Here is a 16,986-nt window from a genome sequence, read left to right as displayed (position 1 = left end):
TCAGTCCTCCCGTATGCGATTCGGCACGATTGCGCCGTGCTGCCGCAAGCAATCGGCCAATTCCTTGCAAGACAGCTCCCGAACCTTCTTGTTATGCCGCGAAGCAAGCGCGGCGGCGGCTCCGGCGGCCTGCCCGGTAGCCATGCAGGTGGCTTGAACCCGATAAGCGGAGTTGGCCATCTGATCGCCGGAGATGCAGCGGCCGGCGACCAGCAGATGCTCGCTCCGAAGCGGAATAAGCGCCCCGTACGGAATCGTCGCCACGACATGCTCGGCCGGATACTTCTTCACGACCGTATTGCCGCTCGGGTGATGCAGATCAATGGGATAATAGCTGTAGCATACCGCGTCCGGCCACACGTACCCGTTCAGATACGCTTCCTCGGTGATCGTCTCCTCCCCGACGATGCGCCACGTCTCGCGAATGCCGCATTCGCTTGCGGCGAATCGGATCGTCAGCCGTTCGCACCCCGGAACCGTGCGCAGAAATTTGTAGATGCGCAGTAAGGTCCGGCGCGCCTCCAGCTCCGCCGCCGATCTCGCCGCCGAGCTGCCGCCGTCTATGCCCGGCACATGCATGCTGACGGAGCCGCCCTTCAATTCGTGATAGAACGGAATGTCGCTTACCGGATGATCCGTCATCCGAATCTCGCCCCTGGCAAGCGCCGCATCGTAGAGCTGCTTCAGCCTCAGCGGATCGATATCGTCCAACTCGTACCCGCCGATCTCATTGATTAACGTGCCTGGCTGCTTGTGATCGCTCTGCACCCTTTCATAACCGAGCAAGCCGCATACATCGGCGTCTCCGGTTGCATCCACGACCTTGCTCGCATGCAACAGGCTTATTCCCTCCTTGCCTGCCACGCTCAACAGAATGCCGGAGTCCGTCTGCTCGGCAGCGGCCGTCATTTCATGGAACCTCAATTCCACTCCGGCCTCCAGGCACAGCTCATCCAGCACCGCCGAATACAGGAACCGATTGACGCGAATCTGGTGCTGCCAGTGCCGTTCGGGCACAACGGAGAAGTCCGGCAGCCGCGTTCCTTCCAGTCGGGCCGTCCGCACGACCGCCTCCCAGCCGATTCCGGCAATAATCTGTTTCCCCCACGCGTGGAACAATCCCGGAAAATTAACGGCTCCTGCCGTTGTCGTGCCTCCCAGTATTCCGTTTTTCTCGATCAAAGCCGTCTTGGCTCCCGCTCTGGCCGCTTGAATCGCCGCCGCTGTCCCCGCCGATCCGCCGCCGACCACAACGACGTCATATTCCTTAAGGCTTTGGGGCGTCTCCGTCCTCATTTGGCGCTCTTCCAACGATCATAGGAGGCTTGGTAGATGCCGACCAGTTCCTCTACCCCCATCTTGTTCATCGTTTGCACGTAGTCGTCCCACTTCGATACCGGTTCCTGACCAACGACGATCTTCGCTTCCATCTGCTCGATGAACGTTTGCAGATCGACCGTGAGGGCATTCACCCGCTGCAGCTCATCTTCCGTGAAGTAAGTGAGCGGGAACGCCTTCTGGCCGTAATCCACGTATTGCCCAACCTGGTCATTCAGCACGAAGCCAAGCCAATCCGAATTCAGGAACTTTTTCTCCAATTCCTCATTAGCGAATCCATACCCAAGATTGGACACCTTCGTATTTTTGAAGTCATTCTCCAGCATGCCTTCCGGAATGATATATTCCACGTACTTCGGATCCGTATCGGACCAACGATAGCTTTCTCCTTCTATTCCGTATTGCGCGTGCTTATACCCCTCCTCCGAATAGAGGTAATCCAGCCAACGGATCGTCGCTTCCGGATACTTATTCGCACTGGTGATCGCGAACATGCCGCGGCGAATCGTATCGCGCTCCGGATAGATCGGCGTTGCTCCTGCCTCGCTCACGAGCGGCGGCATTTGCGGATTGTCCAATATGTTGTTAGGCACAACCTGCCTGTCCTTCCCGCCAAAGAACGGCAAGCTGTTGCCCATGACGCCGTACAGCTCCTTCTCGCCCTTGGCCGTCATCTGCGCTCTATTCTGAGAGAAAATTTCGGGATCCAGCAGCTTCTCCGCGTACAGCTTATGCATGAAGGTCAAATAATCCTTGTAGCCGGACTGTACCGGCACGAAGACGGCCTTATCATCCTTCACATTGATGAAGTCGCTCACATAACCGAAGTAGGACAGCATGATCGGGCGAATATAATTCAGCTTGTTGTCTCCCGTCAACGGGATTTCGTCCGCTACGCCATTCTCGTTAGGGTCCTCATCGCGGAACTTAACCAGCATCGCGTACAATTCGTCGACGGTTGTGGGCAGCTTGTCAATCTTCAGATTGTCCAGCCATTCGCCATTCACGAACAATCGGAAGAAGCGGTCGCGCGGATGATCCGCAATTTGCGGCAGCGCATAAATATGTCCGTCCGGCGCGGTAATCGATTGGCGAATCTCCGGATAATCCTCGAACAGCTTTGTCAAGGTCGGCGCATAATCGGCAATTAATTGCTCAAGCGGAATCAGCATGCCTTGCGCGCCGTAATTGACTTCGTCGTTGCTGGTAAGTCCGCCGTTAAAGAAGATATCCGGTAATTCATTGCTGGCAAATGCCAAATTTTTGCGTTCACTATAGGAGGTGCTTGGCAGAGCCATATATTCGAATTGGATGTTCGTATCCGCTTCCATTCCTTTGAAGAAATAGAGGTCCTCCCAGTTCCGCTGCATGTCCTCGGCGCCCATCATCGTCAGCTTGATCGGCTGGTTAACGATCGGAAGCCCCGTCTCGTTAAACGATTTCGCGGCGGCGGACGGCTTCTGCCCCTCGGCGGAATTCGCGCTCGGATTCCCTTCCTTGCCATTCGACGCACAGCCCGCCAACACGGTCATGCTCAACGCTACCGCCGCAGTCGCAGCGCACACTGTTCTTTTTCTCATAGTAGAACCCTCCCTGATGGTTATCCTTTAACCGACCCGATCATAACGCCTTGCACAAAATGACGCTGGACAAACGGATAAACAACAATAAGCGGCAGCGCGGCGACAATCATAACGGCGTACTTGATCAGCTCGGCGATCCTGGTCTGCTCCGCCATCAGCACTTCCACGTCGCCGCCGTTCATCAGCATCTGCGAAGCGATCTCCTGCTGCACCAATATCTCTCTTAGGAACAGTTGCAGCGGGAACATGTCTCTGTCGCTCAAGTAGATCAAAGCGCCGAAGTATTGATTCCAATGGCCGACCCCATAGAAGAGAGCCATAACCGCAATCAATGCCTTGGATAACGGCAGCACGATCACGAAGAACATTCGGAAGTCCGAGCAGCCGTCTATAGCGGCCGCCTCTTCCATCTCTCGCGAGATATTCGATTGGAAGAAGGTTCTCGATACGATAATGTTGATCGCCGAGGCCGCCGCGGGAAGCAGCAACGCCCAGTACGTATTGACCATGCCCAAGTCCTTCACCAGCAAATAATTCGGGATTAAGCCCCCGCTAAAGAACATCGTGAAAATGATAAACAACGCGATCGGCTTACGGCCCGGCAAGCCCGTCCTGGCCAACGCATAGGCGCACGGCAAGGTGACCGCTAAATTGATCAATACGCCGGCAACGGTGTAGAAAGCGGAATTAAAGTACCCTCTCCAGATGTCCGGATTGCGGAATACCCGCTCATACCCTTCGAACGTTAATCCCTTCGGCCATAACCACATTTGTCCGGAGTTCACGTAGGTCGGATCGCTGATCGAAGCGCTAATTATATACAGAAGCGGATACAATACAACGATAGAGAGAAGGGCAAGAAATCCGCTATTCATCGCTTGGAACACTCGGTCTCCGAATGTATGTCTGATCATCCCTTAAGTCCCTCCGGTCTTCGGCTTCGACTCTACCATAGACTGTTCCCGCTTCTTCTCGCCAGTCTGTTGAAGGTTAGCAGAATCGCAAAATTAATGACATTGTTAAACAAGCCGATCGCCGCCGTATAGCTGTACTGCGCCTGCAGCAGACCGCTCTTGTACACATGGGTCTGAATAACCTCGGAAGACTCCAGGTTTAACGGGTTCTGCAGCAAGTAGATCTTCTCGAAGCCGACGTTCATGAAGCTGCCCAAGTTTAGAACAAAGAGAATAATAATGGTCGGCATGATTCCCGGAATATTAATGTGGAATATTCGCTGCCAACGATTGGCGCCGTCGATCTGCGCAGCCTCGTGGAGCTCCGGATTGATGCCGGCAAGCGCTGCCAAATAAATGATCGCGCCCCACCCGAGGTTCTGCCACTCCCCGGACAATACATAGATGCTCTTGAACCAGCCCGGCTCTGTAATAAAGGAGATCGGCTCTCCGCCCAGGGCTTGGATCAGCGAGTTGACGATTCCCGTGGACGGATCAAGGAACACGAGGATCATGCCCGAGATGACGACAACCGAAATAAAGTGCGGAGCATACGTGACTAGCTGCACGAACCGTTTAAAGCGTGCTCTGGTCACCTCGTGAATCGCGAGCGCCACGATAATCGAAACCGGGAACAGCGCCAACTGGTACAAGTTGATCTGCAGCGTATTTCTTAACAGCAGCCCGAAATAATACGAATGGAAGAAGCGTTCGAACTGATCGAATCCGATCCATTCGCTCCCCCATATCCCTTTAACGGCCGAATAATTCTTAAACGCAATCTGCGCGCCATACATCGGGATATAGTGGAAAATCGTGAAGTAGACAAGCGCCGGAGACAGAAAGACGTACATCTGCCAATGCTTGCGGACGCCCCTTGAAAGCGCGGTCATCGAGATTTTTTCCCTCCCCTCATCGGTTATGGCACTCACTATAGAGTTGAGGGGGGACGACTGTAAATGAGCCGTTTTTGTGGAATAGGTCAGATTTGAATCGGTCGCCAACGATCATAAACGACCTATTCCAACCGCGCTTTTTTCCTGTAATCGCCCGGAGTCATCCCTTCGGACTTCTTGAACTTCTTAATAAAACTCGACATATCCTGATAGCCGGCTTCGAGAATAATCTCTTTAATGGGGCGGTCGGTTGCCAGCATCTCGCGTTTGACCGCCTGTATCCGAAGCTGCTGCACATAGTCCAGGAAGGAGGTGCCCGTCTGTTCGCGAATCAATCGGCTGATGTAGGACGGCGACACGTCGAATTGCCGGGCCAGCCTGTCCAGGCTCAGTTGATCCGACCGGTAGTCGCGATCGATCTCCGCGATGATCCTGCCGCATAGATCGGCTCGCTTCGATTGCTTGCCCGCCCCTACATGCTCGCAGATCCGGGCGACAACGATCCCCATGCTCTCCCGCAAATCCTCCAACGTCTGGAACTCCATCATTCGCTTCGTCTCCGGCCACTCCATTCCGACCTTAAGGCTTCTTATCTCCTTCAGCACGGCATTGACAAGATCGAAGCAGATATAACGAAGCATCAGCATGGACTGCTCCATCTGCGCCATATTGTTCAGCATCGCATGCAAGGAATCCAGGCACACGGCCTGATCGGCCATTCGCAGACTCTGCGTGAACTTCATCTGGTCGCCCATCGAATATTGGCGATTCTGATCCTGAAGCTTGGCCGTATCCTCGAAGAACAGCACATGTCCCTCCGGGAACAGTAGTCGATATTCAAGGGTGGCCAGCCCTTCGATCAACGATTGATTAATCGCGGACAGCTCGCTGCAGGCCGTGCCGACGCCGATCAAGGAGTGGATGCCCGCCTTCTCGCGCAGCAACGCCTGTATGGCGTTGGCGGCTTGTACCTGATGCGCTCTTGTATCGGCGACGGATTCCCGAACCGCCATCACGAGCGCGAACGCCTGCTCATCAAGCAATTCGATGCCGAAGCCGTTGCCATCGGCAACCTCGATCCGATTCAGCAGGCGATAGAACGCCTCGCGCCCGGACGAGCCGAGCGGCTGATGGCTGTCCTGGCGATAGGAGATCACCATGACATAATAAGATTGGCCTTGAATATGGGGATAGAAGGCCGCCCCCGCTCCCGTCTCCGCTTCGGAGCCCCTCCCCGTCAATGCCCGATAGAGCATCTGATCGATAACGAGAGGCAACTGCTGCTCCATATTCGTTTGCAGTTGCAGCGTATAATGATGCAGGTCATCCACCGCGCCGCGAATGAACTCGAACTCGTTGGCGTTTGGCCGATTCTCCCTTCCCGGAGCGCCCTTGTGCTGCAAGTGCGCCGCCAGGGAACGGATCGGGCCCGACTTCTTGATCGACACGAACCAGGCGGCAACAATGCCGATGACGAGCACCATAAACAGCACCAGGCCGGCGATCTGCTTAAACTGAATGACCCGATTCCAGAACTGATCCGTCGGCATGACAATCATGTAGGTCCAGCCCGTCAGCTCCGACTTCTCGCTCATCACCGAATAGCTTGTGGAACCGATTCGGCTGATGACCTCGCCCGTCTTAAGCTCGGACCTCTTCATGATGCGCTCGACCTCCGGAGATTCCCCCGTCCGCTCGACGGCAAGCACGTCGCCAGCTTCGTTCAGCAAGTAGACGGCCCCTTGAACATTGCCCAACACATTGCTCATCGCGCTTGTCAGCATCGATTCGTTGATCAGGAACAATACCGTTCCATAAGGCTGGCTGTTGTTCGGCATGATTGGGAACATATACGTGAGCAGTCGTTCTTCCCTGTCCCCCTGCAGTTGCACCGGAACGGCCGGCTTCAACGTTATCTGGAGAGAGGCAGACAGATCGGCCAGGAACGCTTCGCGCTCCGCCTGCGGGAATCGATACATCTGCTGGGTCAGCACATCAAGCGAAACAACGCCCTCGTCGGAGAAAATCTGGTTGTCGTCGCGGAAGTAAAGCAGGACGCCGTCGAGAATCAAGCTGTTATCCTTGTATCGGGACAACTCCTTCACCGTCTCCGCAGCCGAATAGTCGTTCAGCTTGGCCGCATACGGAGTCAGCCGTTGATCGAAGGCCATCTTCGCCGCCATATGCTTAAGGCCGTTAATCTGGCCGTCGAGATAGCTTTGCACTTGCTTCAGCTTATAGCTGTTCGCTTGTTCGATCTCATGCTGAACGACCTTTACCGCGTTCATGTATATGAAGATCCCGAGGATAAGGAAGGGAATCGCAAAAATAAAAACATAAGAGATCAAATATTCTCGCCATAGCCTCGATTTTTTGTTCATCGCCTTCACTTCCCCCGCCCCTTGTTTGCGCTTACATTTATAGAGGTGCAATAGTCGGCCCCCCGCCCTTTAGATCATTAATCATTATGTATAGAAGGAAGGCCGGAAAGTAAATAAGCGATTTTTGACAAATCGGTTATATCCGCCCGAGTTCAATTTATCTTGGCAGTTAACCGCCTTAAACGGTATAGTGAAACTAGGAAAAAAAGCCTGCAATCGATGACCAACCAGAGAGGGGCATCCCCGTGCACGCACCTATCCCTGCCGCCGCATCCACTCCCGCCGCTCCCGCCTCGTCCGTCCGCCGACCGGCCGGGAGGAATGCCCGAGCGGCTTATCGTTCCTGGGTTCGCCGCTTCGTCATCGCCTCCGTCTCGCTTGCGTTATCGCTTATCCTGCTCACCCTTGCGCTCGATCCGCTCCAGTTCTACCGCAAGGCGACCGTCATCCCGATGGTCTTCTCCACCGAAGAGCGCTACCAGAATCCCGGCCTGGCCAAGAACTTCGACTACGACACGATTATCGTCGGGACGTCGATGACCGAGAACTTCCTGCCGTCCGTCGTCGGAGAGGCGCTGCACGGCAAGGTCATGAAGCTGGCGATGCGGGGCTCGATGGCGGACGAACAATACAAGATCGCCAAGCTTGCCCTGGACACGGGCAAGGTCAAGCAGGTGCTGTGGGGGCTCGACTACTTCGCGCTGAAGGCGCAGGACCCGGAGCTGGCGGCTGATTTTCCCGACTATTTGTACGATTCGGACTGGAAGAACGATTATAAATATTGGTTTAATCTGTCCGTCTACTCGATGCTCTTCAAGAGTGTCGTCCACTCCTTCACGAACGGGAACAACCGCGATCTGGAGCGCCTGGGCAACTGGAACGGAAGCGGAGGCTTCTCGGCTGCCAAGGTCATGCACGACTACCGGCTGGCCCAGGTGAACGAGAAGTACTTTGGCCTGAACGAGGAGCCGATCGAGTACGTGAAGGACAATTTTGCACAAAATATTCTCTCCCTGGTGAAGCTTCACCCGGAAGCCGAGTTTATCTTCTTCTATCCGCCCTACAGCATTCTCAGACACGAGGTGTGGAGGCAGACGAACGAGACGCGTTACCGGAACCAGCTCGAGATGAGCGAATGGATGTACGGACAGCTTGGCGCGCTGCCCAACACGAAGGTGTACGACTTCCAGACGGAAGCGGACGTGACCTTCGATCTGGATCGGTACAAGGACCTGTCGCATTACAGCGAGGACGTGAACACGTGGATCGCGAAGCGGATCGGCGAGGACGACAGCCGGTACCGGGTGACGGCGGACAACGCGCGGACATTCACGGATACGCTCGAGAATCAGCTCGCCTCCCTGCTCATCACGCCGGACAATCGGGTGATAAATGCGAAGTTCTCGCTGAAGATGGGCAACGCAGAGCAGCAGCCGACCTTCACCATGCTGAGGGCCGCCGGGGATAACGAGCTGCTTGTTCCCGCCAAGGAGGCCGCGATCGTGCTCGGAGCGAGCCTGCAATGGGATCACGCGACGAAGACGCTGTTCCTCGGACGGGAGCATCGCAAGTATTCGCTCACGCTGGGCGAGACGCAGGCGAGCGCGGACGGACACCCCTTCGAGCTCGACGCCGCTCCGAAGCTCGTCCAGGACGTTCTCCTCGTCCCGTTCCGCTCCATGGCCGAGCTGCTCGGCTACGACGCGACGGCGGAGACGCCGGACGGGCACACGCTGATCCTGTCCGTTCAGTTGCTGCGGTAGTTTGTTTTTCGCTCCGGCTTGGGTTGGGGTTGATTCCGGCTCTTGATTCCGGCTCCGGCCCCGGCCCCGGATCTTGATTTCGGCTCCCGCTCTGGCCCTGGCTCTTGATTTCGGCTCCCGCTCTGGCTCTGGCTCTGGCTCTGGCTCTGGCTCTGGCTCTGGCCCCGACCCCGGCTCCGGGTCTTGATTCCGGCTCCGGCTCTGGCTCTGGCCCCGGCTCCGGCAATTTTATGTGGTTTTTCACATTCGTCGGCTCGATTGGGAGGGATTTGCGGCGTTTTATGCGGTTTTTAGCATATATGCGACAACTCGAGCCGGAAATTTCTCTATGTATGCTATTTTTCACATAGAATCGTCCAACCTGCCCGTTATCGCGCTGCACGAATGTGAATTTTCACATAAATTCCCGATTACACTCGCACTCCACTCGTGCTCGCCCTTCGGTTCGCCAATGTCATCCCATTAAACGCGCAGAGGCCGTCTCGCCCGAGACGGCCTCTGCTGTATTCGATGATCATGCCATGCGATGAAATCCGGACATTAGGCGCTGTGCTTCGAACGCGGCTTCTCGTCCCGCGCCCTCTTCTTGCGGCGTCGGCCGACCAGAGAGTCAACGTTTTTTTTTAGCCCCCAGAGGGCGTAGAGAAGCAGCAGCCCCAGGATAAACCGCGGAATGGCTCGCGGGAACAGGAAGGCCAGAACGACCGCTGCAGCGACGACGAGCGGTATGGCCCACACCGCAGCTCGCGGAAGGCCGAGCTTCTTGAAGTTCGGGTACTTGATGTTGCTGACCATCAGGAACGACAAGGCCAGCGTAGCGATCAGAAGCAGATACACGTTCAGATCGTGGTTGAAGAGAGCGAGGGTCGCCAGCACCCCGCCGGCGGCGGGAATCGGCAGCCCGATAAAGTAGCCGGGAATGCCTTCGATCACGTTGAATCTGGCAAGGCGGAGCGCCCCGCAGATCGGGAAGATGGCCGTGACGATCCAGGCGAGCGCTTCGCTGACATCGGTCGAGAAGGCGGCCTGATACATAATGAATGCGGGTGCGACGCCGAACGAGATGACGTCGGACAAGGAATCGAGCTCCTTGCCGAACTCGCTCTGAACGCCCAGGGCGCGCGCGACGCGGCCGTCCAACCCGTCCAAGAGCATGGCAATGATCACCAGAAGCGCAGCCCCGTCCGCCCGGTCATTAAACGCCAAGATAATGGAGAGAACGCCGAGGAACAGATTGCCTATGGTAAACAAATTCGGTATGGATTTCGCGATCATGGATCCACCTCGACTTTACTATGCCCAATCGGAGTCCAATCGGAGCAGGAATCAAAAAAAAAGAAACGACCGTGTTGCCGGTTCGAAACCAGACAAGCAAAAAACGCCTTCGCTGCGGCATCGGACTTGTTCCGGACGTTCGGCTGAGCCTATAATGGCGGATGTCGTTCCTCATCCCAGGACGAATGTTATATATTCGAATGCCAGATTGCCATTCCTTCATACATTCATTCATTCTAGACGCGTTAAATCTGTCTGTCAATAAACACCTGATCTTGAATTCGCTTCAGACCTTCCTTGATCGACCGCGCCCGCACCTCTCCGATGCCGTCCACCTCGTCCAGCTCTTCGATGGAAGCGGCCATCATGCGGGGGAACGAGCCGAAGCGCCCCACCAGATTATGGATAATAACGCTCGGCAGTCGGGGAATCTTGCTGAGCAGACGATAGCCGTGCGGGTGGAAGCCGTCCTCCGCGATGGTGCTGAGGGACGTGTAGCCAAGCAACCGGATGAGGCCGTTGGCGTCCAGCAGCTCTTCGGAGCTCAGCTTCCTCAGCGTCGCCTGAATCTCCCGAATCTTCTCGTCGCTCGAATCGCGCGCATAGTCCTTCAGCATCAGCCGGGACTCTTCCTCCGCCGATCCGACCAATTCCACCATCTGCATCTGAATCAGCCGGCCCTCGTTACCGAGCTCCAGCACGTAACGGCTTATTTCCATCTTGAAGCGAAGCACCATCTCCGAGCGCTGCATCACGTATGCAACCTCGTGCATCGTGACAAGCTCCTCGAATTCCAGCGCCGACAGGTTGGTCAGCGCCTGATTGTACACCGTCCGATACCGTTCGAGCGTCTGGATCGCCTGGTTCGCCTTGGTCAGAATAGCCCCGGTCTCCTTCAAGGAGTAGCGCAGGCTGCCCTGATACAGCGTAATGATATTGCGCCGCTGGGAGATGGAGACGACAAGCTTGCCCGTCTGCTTCGCCACCCGCTCCGCCGTGCGATGCCGGATGCCGGTCTCGATCGAGGAGATCGAGGAGTCCGGGATCAATTGAGTATTCGCATAGAGAATGCGTTTGGCATCCTCGCTGAGGATAATTGCTCCGTCCATCTTCGCCAACTCGTAGAGGTAGTTCGGGCTGAAGTCGCAATTGATGCTGAAGCCTCCGTCCACAACCTCCATAATCTCCGAACTGCAGCCGACAACGATCAGCGCCCCCGTCTTGGCGCGAAGAACGTTCTCGAGCCCGTCGCGGAACGGCGTGCCGGGGGCAACCATCTGCAGCAACTGGTTCATCGTCTGATGCTCTCTGTCTTTGGTCTCTCTCATAATGTGTCTGGCACCCCCTTATTCCAACGCTGCCTTGAGCGCTTCCGCCACCGTCTTCACCGGGATCAACTGAATCCCGGCCGGCGGCGACCACCCCTTCAAGCTCATCTCCGGCAGAATCACGCGTTTGAAGCCGAGCTTCAGCGCTTCCTTCACCCTCATCTCCGCGCGGGACACCGCCCTCACCTCGCCGGTCAGGCCGACCTCGCCGAAGACGACGTCATACGGCTTCGTCGGCAAGTCGCGGAAGCTCGATGCGAGGCTGACCGCAGCGGCCAGATCGGCCGCGGGCTCCTCCAGCCTCACCCCGCCGGCCACGTTCACATAGGCGTCCTGGTTCTGCAGGAACAAACCCATCCGCTTCTCGAGCACCGCTATCACGAGCGAGATCCGGTGATGGTCGAGCCCCGAGCACATCCGACGCGGCGACGGGAAGCTGGTCGGCGCAACCAGCGCCTGCAGCTCGACGAGCACCGGCCGGGTCCCCTCCATGCTCGCGGCCACGCAGGAGCCCGCCACCCCGAGCGGGCGTTCGGACAGGAACAGCTCGGACGGATTGGCAACTTCCCGCAGCCCGTCCTCGGTCATGTCGAAGATTCCGATCTCGTTGGTCGAGCCGAACCGGTTCTTGACGGCGCGAAGCAAGCGGTACGAATGATGGCGCTCCCCTTCGAAGTAGAGCACGCAGTCGACCATATGCTCGAGCAGCCTCGGCCCCGCGATCGCGCCTTCCTTCGTCACATGGCCGACGAGCACGGTCGCGACGCCGTTGATCTTGGAGACGCGCATGAATTGCGCCGTGCATTCCCGCACTTGCGCGACGCTGCCGGGCGCCGACGCGACATCCGGGCGATACACCGTCTGGATCGAGTCGATCACGAGGAAGTCCGGCTCAAGCGAGGCAACCGCTTCCTCGATGAAGTCGAGGTTCGTCTCGCAGAGCACGAACAGCTTCTCGCTTAAGGTGCCCAAACGATCGGCCCGCAGCTTCGTCTGGCGAACCGATTCTTCCCCGGACACGTACAGCACCTTCAGTCCCTGGCTGGCCAGGGAGTTGGACGCCTGCAGCAGCAGCGTCGACTTGCCGATGCCCGGATCTCCTCCGACGAGCATCAGCGAACCGGGAACGAGCCCGCCGCCCAGCACGCGGTTCAATTCTTCGAGTCCGGTCGATATTCTCGGCTCGCGGCCGCTTTCTATATGTATGATGGAAGCGGGCTTTTCTTTCGTCCGAAGCGTCTCGCTCCGTCCAACCGGAGCCTTCGTGACGGCTTCCGCCTCTTCCGTCATGGAGTTCCAGGCCCCGCAGCCCGGACACTTCCCCATCCACTTGGGCGACTCCGTCCCGCACTCGTTGCATACGAACTTGATCTTGACTTTAGCCATCTTAGTCCCCTCGAACAATTCAGTATCTAAAGTGTACCATGATCGGCCAACCGGGTAAAATGCGTCTAACGGCGGAATAAAAAAAGGACCGCATCCGCGAAGATGAGGTCCCGCCGGGGCTAACGATACCACCACCATCTCCATAAGAACCACAGGACGATGGCAATAAGCATCACACCCCCGAACAAATAAAACAGCACAAACAGGATTTTGCTCAGAATGAGCAGCATAAGCACGAATCCGATTCCGCTGAGCAGGAACGGAAGCGGCTGTCTCCACGGGAACGGCCTTCGCCGCCTTCGATACATCGGGCTTCCCTTCTTCGCCATCGGATTTGCTATAGGGTATGGCCCGCCGCCCGGATTGGTGATATGCATCGAACGATGCCCTCGCCGGAGTCCTTCTCCCCGCCCGCCACTCGCCGTCCAAACAACCCAACGGACAAACGAATATGAAATTTCATACGCTGACGACGCAAAAACGGCAGCACAGGGAGAGTCTCCCGATGCCGCCGTTCTCTCTTATAAATTCGTCGAACCGACTTCGTCCTTCACCTGGACCGCCAGCGTGCCGTCCGCTTCGTCGATGAGCAGCTTGTGGCCCTTCTGGATCTTGCCGAGCAGCAGTTCCTCGGACAGGCGATCCTCGATGTGCTTCTGGATCGCACGGCGCAGCGGACGGGCTCCGTATTGCGGATCGAAGCCTTCCTTCGCGAGGAATGCCTTCGCCGCTTCGGTGAGCTCGAACTCGACGTCGTGCTCGGCGAGGCGCTTGCGCAGCTCGTCGGCCATCAGCGTGACGATGCGGGCGATGTGCTCCTGCTCGAGCGGGTGGAACACGATCATCTCGTCGATCCGGTTGAGGAATTCCGGACGGAACGACTTCTTCAGCTCGCCCAGCACCTTATCCTTCATGACGGCGTAATCGCGGCCCGCATCATGCGCCGCCGTGAAGCCGAGCGTCGAGTTGCGCTTGATCTGATCGGCCCCGACGTTCGAGGTCATGATGATCAGCGTGTTGCGGAAGTCGACGGTGCGGCCCTTCGAGTCGGTCAGACGGCCGTCCTCGAGCACTTGAAGCAGCACGTTGAACACTTCCGGATGCGCCTTCTCGATCTCATCCAGCAGGACGACCGAATACGGCTTGCGGCGAACCTTCTCCGTGAGCTGGCCGCCCTCGTCGTAGCCGACGTATCCCGGAGGCGCCCCGACGAGGCGGGAGGTCGAATGCTTCTCCATGTACTCCGACATGTCGATGCGGATGACCGCGTTCTCGTCGCCGAACATCGCTTCCGCAAGCGCGCGGGCGAGCTCGGTCTTGCCGACGCCCGTCGGCCCGAGGAAGATGAACGAACCGATCGGACGCTTCGGGTCCTTAAGCCCTGCGCGGGAACGGCGAACGGCTCTCGCCACCGCCTTGACGGCTTCCTCCTGCCCGATGACGCGATCGTGCAGAATCTCTTCCATCTTCAGCAGGCGCTCGGTCTCCTCCTCCGCCAGCTTGCTGACCGGGATGCCGGTCCAGCTTGCGACGACCTGGGCGATGTCCTCCGGAGTGACCTCCGAATCGGTGCGGCCCTGCTTCTCCTTCCACTGGTTCTTCGTGGCGTCGAGCTCCTCGCGAATCTTCTGCTCGGTATCGCGGAGGGCAGCCGCCTTCTCGAACTCCTGGCTCTGCACGGAGGCGTCCTTCTCCTTGCGGATATCCTCCAGACGCTGCTCCAGTTGCTTCAGGTTCGGCGGAATCGTGTACGAGCGCAGGCGCACCTTCGAGCTGGCCTCGTCGATCAGGTCGATCGCCTTATCCGGCAGGAAGCGATCCGTGATGTAGCGGTCGGACAGCTTCACCGCCGCTTCGATCGAATCGTCCGTAATCTTCACGCGGTGATGAGCCTCGTAGCGGTCGCGCAGCCCGTGAAGAATCTGAACCGCTTCTTCCGGGGACGGCTGATCGACCGTGATCGGCTGGAAGCGGCGCTCGAGCGCGGCGTCCTTCTCGATGTACTTGCGGTATTCGTCCAGCGTCGTCGCGCCGATGCATTGCAGCTCTCCGCGCGCGAGCGCCGGCTTCAGGATATTGGATGCGTCGATGGCGCCTTCCGCGCCGCCCGCTCCGATCAGCGTGTGCAGCTCGTCGATGAACAGGATGACGTTGCCCGCTTGGCGAATCTCGTCCATGATCTTCTTCAGGCGGTCTTCGAACTCGCCGCGGTACTTCGTGCCGGCGACGACGGAGCCCATGTCGAGCGTCATGACGCGCTTGTCGCGAAGCGTCTCCGGAATCTCGTTGTTGACGATCTTCTGGGCGAGGCCTTCGGCGATCGCCGTCTTGCCGACCCCCGGCTCGCCGATCAGCACCGGGTTGTTCTTCGTGCGGCGGGACAGAACCTGAATGACGCGTTCGATCTCCTTCGCCCGGCCGATGACAGGATCGATGTTGTTGTCGCGGGCGCTGGCCGTCAGGTCGCGCGCCAGGCCGTCGAGCGTCGGCGTGCTGACGTTCGCGGACGGGCCGTGGCTAGGCGAGACGCTCTCGCTGCTGCCGAGCAGTTGCAGCACTTGCTGCCGGGCCTTGTTCAGGCTGATGCCCAGGTTATTCAGAACGCGGGCGGCGACGCCCTCCCCTTCCCGGATCAAGCCGAGCAGGATGTGTTCGGTTCCTACGTACGTGTGTCCAAGCTTGCGCGCTTCGTCCATCGACAGCTCGATGACCTTCTTCGCGCGAGGAGTATAAGCGATATTGGTCGGCTGCTCTTGGCCGCGGCCGATCAACGATTCCACCTCGTCCTGAATCTTCTCGAGGCCGAGTCCGAGCGCAATAAGCGCCTTGGCGGCGATGCTCTCGCCTTCGCGAATCAATCCGAGCAGGATATGCTCCGTGCCGATATTGTTGTGTCCCAGTCTCACGGCTTCTTCTTGAGCCAATGCAAGCACCTTCTGTGCCCGTTCAGTGAATCTTCCGAACATCATGAGACAACACCTCCCCTATAGAGATAGAATAGAACATTTACGCCTTCGTTGCCAGCCTCGAACGAATAATCTCCGCTCTCGTCATGTCCCGCTGCTCCGGACTGAGCGCTTCGCCGAACTTCCGCTGCAGGAAGCCGGGCTGCGTGGACACCATAAGCTCATTCAGCATCTGCAGGTTCAGGCTGGGCAGAAGCCCGAGATTCACGCCGAGACGGACGTCCGACAGCCGCTGCGCCGCTTCCTTCGAGTCGATGATGCCGGCATAGGACAGAATGCCGAACGATCGCATCACGCGATCCTCGAGCCTCGCCCGGTTGTCCGCCATCAGACGTTCCCGCGCCGCCTTCTCGTGGCCGATAATCTGACGGGCGACGGCGTGCAGATTGTCGATGATCTCGCCTTCCGACTGCCCGAGCGTGATCTGGTTCGACACCTGGAACAGGTTGCCAGTCGCTTCGCTGCCTTCGCCGTAGATGCCGCGCACCGCGAGGCCCACCTGCGTGACGGCGGACAGAATGCGGTTGATCTGCCCGGTCAGCACGAGCGCGGGCAAGTGCATCATGACGGAAGCGCGAATTCCGGTGCCGACGTTGGTCGGACAGCTCGTTAAGTAGCCGTGCTTCTCGTCGAAGGCGAAGTCGACGCTCTCTTCGAAGATATCGTCGATCTTGCTCGCGTATTCCCACGCCTCCTTGATCTGGAAGCCCGAATACAGGAGCTGAATCCGCAGATGATCCTCCTCGTTGACCATGATGCTGACGTCCTCGTTCCGGCTAAGGATCAGAGCTCCGTTGCGCGATTCGCTCGCGAGCGCCGGGCTGATCAGGTGCTTCTCCACGAGCACGAGCTTCTCGAGCTCCGTCAGCTCCGCCAGCGAATACGACGCGATCGGGCCGAGGCCGCCCAGCCTTCCGCTCTCCGCAACGCCGAGCAACTGCTCGGCGACGTCTGCGGACTGGGCCGGAGTAGCCAGCATGGGAAAAGGATAAGAGCGAAGGTTGCGTGCGAGCCGAACCCGGCTGCTCAGCACGACGTCGGTATCCGGACCTTCCTTCTCCATCCAAGGGCTAAGCGCAAACTCGGCGAATTCAGGCTTGGTCATCGTTCATTCCTC

Annotated in this window: 12 protein-coding genes; 1 reads left to right on the top strand and 11 read right to left on the bottom strand. The window is 57.9% G+C overall.

All coding sequences use genetic code 11. From position 1 onward, the window contains the following. The 5 genes from E6C55_RS12705 to E6C55_RS12685 all read right to left on the bottom strand — a co-directional run bounded on the left by E6C55_RS12705 (window position 1) and on the right by E6C55_RS12685 (window position 7,058). The gene (locus E6C55_RS12705) at window positions 1–1,296 is read right to left on the bottom strand and encodes an FAD-dependent oxidoreductase (RefSeq protein ID WP_136370178.1); all 1,296 of its coding nucleotides are present in this window, start codon (window positions 1,294–1,296) and stop codon (window positions 1–3) included. After that, window positions 1,293–2,918: an extracellular solute-binding protein gene (locus tag E6C55_RS12700; protein ID WP_136370177.1), complete on the bottom strand. Its 1,626-nt coding sequence runs from the start codon at window positions 2,916–2,918 to the stop codon at window positions 1,293–1,295. The genes E6C55_RS12705 and E6C55_RS12700 overlap by 4 nt, the downstream gene beginning before the upstream one ends. Window positions 2,919–2,938: 20 nt before the next feature. Then, a complete protein-coding gene (locus tag E6C55_RS12695) occupies window positions 2,939–3,835 on the bottom strand; it encodes a carbohydrate ABC transporter permease (protein WP_136370176.1) in 897 nt (298 codons plus the stop codon). Window positions 3,836–3,867: 32 nt separating this feature from the next. Next, window positions 3,868–4,767 (bottom strand): ABC transporter permease, encoded by a 900-nt coding sequence (locus E6C55_RS12690; RefSeq protein ID WP_136370175.1) that lies wholly within the window; start codon window positions 4,765–4,767, stop codon window positions 3,868–3,870. A gap of 125 nt (window positions 4,768–4,892) precedes the next feature. Further along, window positions 4,893–7,058 (bottom strand): AraC family transcriptional regulator, encoded by a 2,166-nt coding sequence (locus E6C55_RS12685; RefSeq protein WP_168735612.1) that lies wholly within the window; start codon window positions 7,056–7,058, stop codon window positions 4,893–4,895. Window positions 7,059–7,396: 338 nt separating this feature from the next. Between E6C55_RS12685 and E6C55_RS12680 the strand changes: the two genes are divergently transcribed. Next, complete coding sequence (locus E6C55_RS12680) at window positions 7,397–8,914, top strand: copper amine oxidase N-terminal domain-containing protein (RefSeq protein ID WP_136370173.1); 1,518 nt, start codon at window positions 7,397–7,399, stop codon at window positions 8,912–8,914. A gap of 540 nt (window positions 8,915–9,454) precedes the next feature. Here E6C55_RS12680 and pssA read toward each other — a convergent pair. From pssA to E6C55_RS12650, 6 genes are all read right to left on the bottom strand, one after another. Next, window positions 9,455–10,189 (bottom strand): CDP-diacylglycerol--serine O-phosphatidyltransferase, encoded by a 735-nt coding sequence (gene pssA, locus E6C55_RS12675; RefSeq protein ID WP_136370172.1) that lies wholly within the window; start codon window positions 10,187–10,189, stop codon window positions 9,455–9,457. Window positions 10,190–10,434: 245 nt separating this feature from the next. Beyond that, window positions 10,435–11,517 carry a DNA integrity scanning diadenylate cyclase DisA gene (gene disA / locus E6C55_RS12670; RefSeq protein WP_136370171.1) on the bottom strand — a complete coding sequence of 361 codons (1,083 nt, stop codon included), beginning with the start codon at window positions 11,515–11,517 and terminating at the stop codon, window positions 10,435–10,437. An 18-nt stretch (window positions 11,518–11,535) separates the two neighbouring features. Continuing rightward, window positions 11,536–12,903, bottom strand: coding sequence for a DNA repair protein RadA (gene radA, locus E6C55_RS12665; RefSeq protein WP_136370170.1), 1,368 nt, complete (start codon window positions 12,901–12,903; stop codon window positions 11,536–11,538). Between the two features lie 119 nt (window positions 12,904–13,022). Next, window positions 13,023–13,211, bottom strand: a complete 189-nt coding sequence (locus E6C55_RS12660) for a hypothetical protein (protein WP_136370169.1) — start codon at window positions 13,209–13,211, stop codon at window positions 13,023–13,025. 213 nt (window positions 13,212–13,424) lie between these two features. After that, window positions 13,425–15,872 (bottom strand): ATP-dependent protease ATP-binding subunit ClpC, encoded by a 2,448-nt coding sequence (gene clpC, locus E6C55_RS12655; RefSeq protein ID WP_136370168.1) that lies wholly within the window; start codon window positions 15,870–15,872, stop codon window positions 13,425–13,427. 37 nt (window positions 15,873–15,909) lie between these two features. Then, on the bottom strand, window positions 15,910–16,974 hold the full coding sequence (locus tag E6C55_RS12650; protein WP_136370167.1) for a protein arginine kinase: 1,065 nt from the start codon (window positions 16,972–16,974) through the stop codon (window positions 15,910–15,912). Window positions 16,975–16,986: the final 12 nt, after the last annotated feature.

This window comes from Cohnella fermenti (assembly GCF_004801405.1).
Taxonomy (GTDB): domain Bacteria; phylum Bacillota; class Bacilli; order Paenibacillales; family Paenibacillaceae; genus Cohnella; species Cohnella fermenti.
Note: the sequence above shows the minus strand (reverse complement) of the source record. Positions and strands in the feature narration are given on the sequence as shown.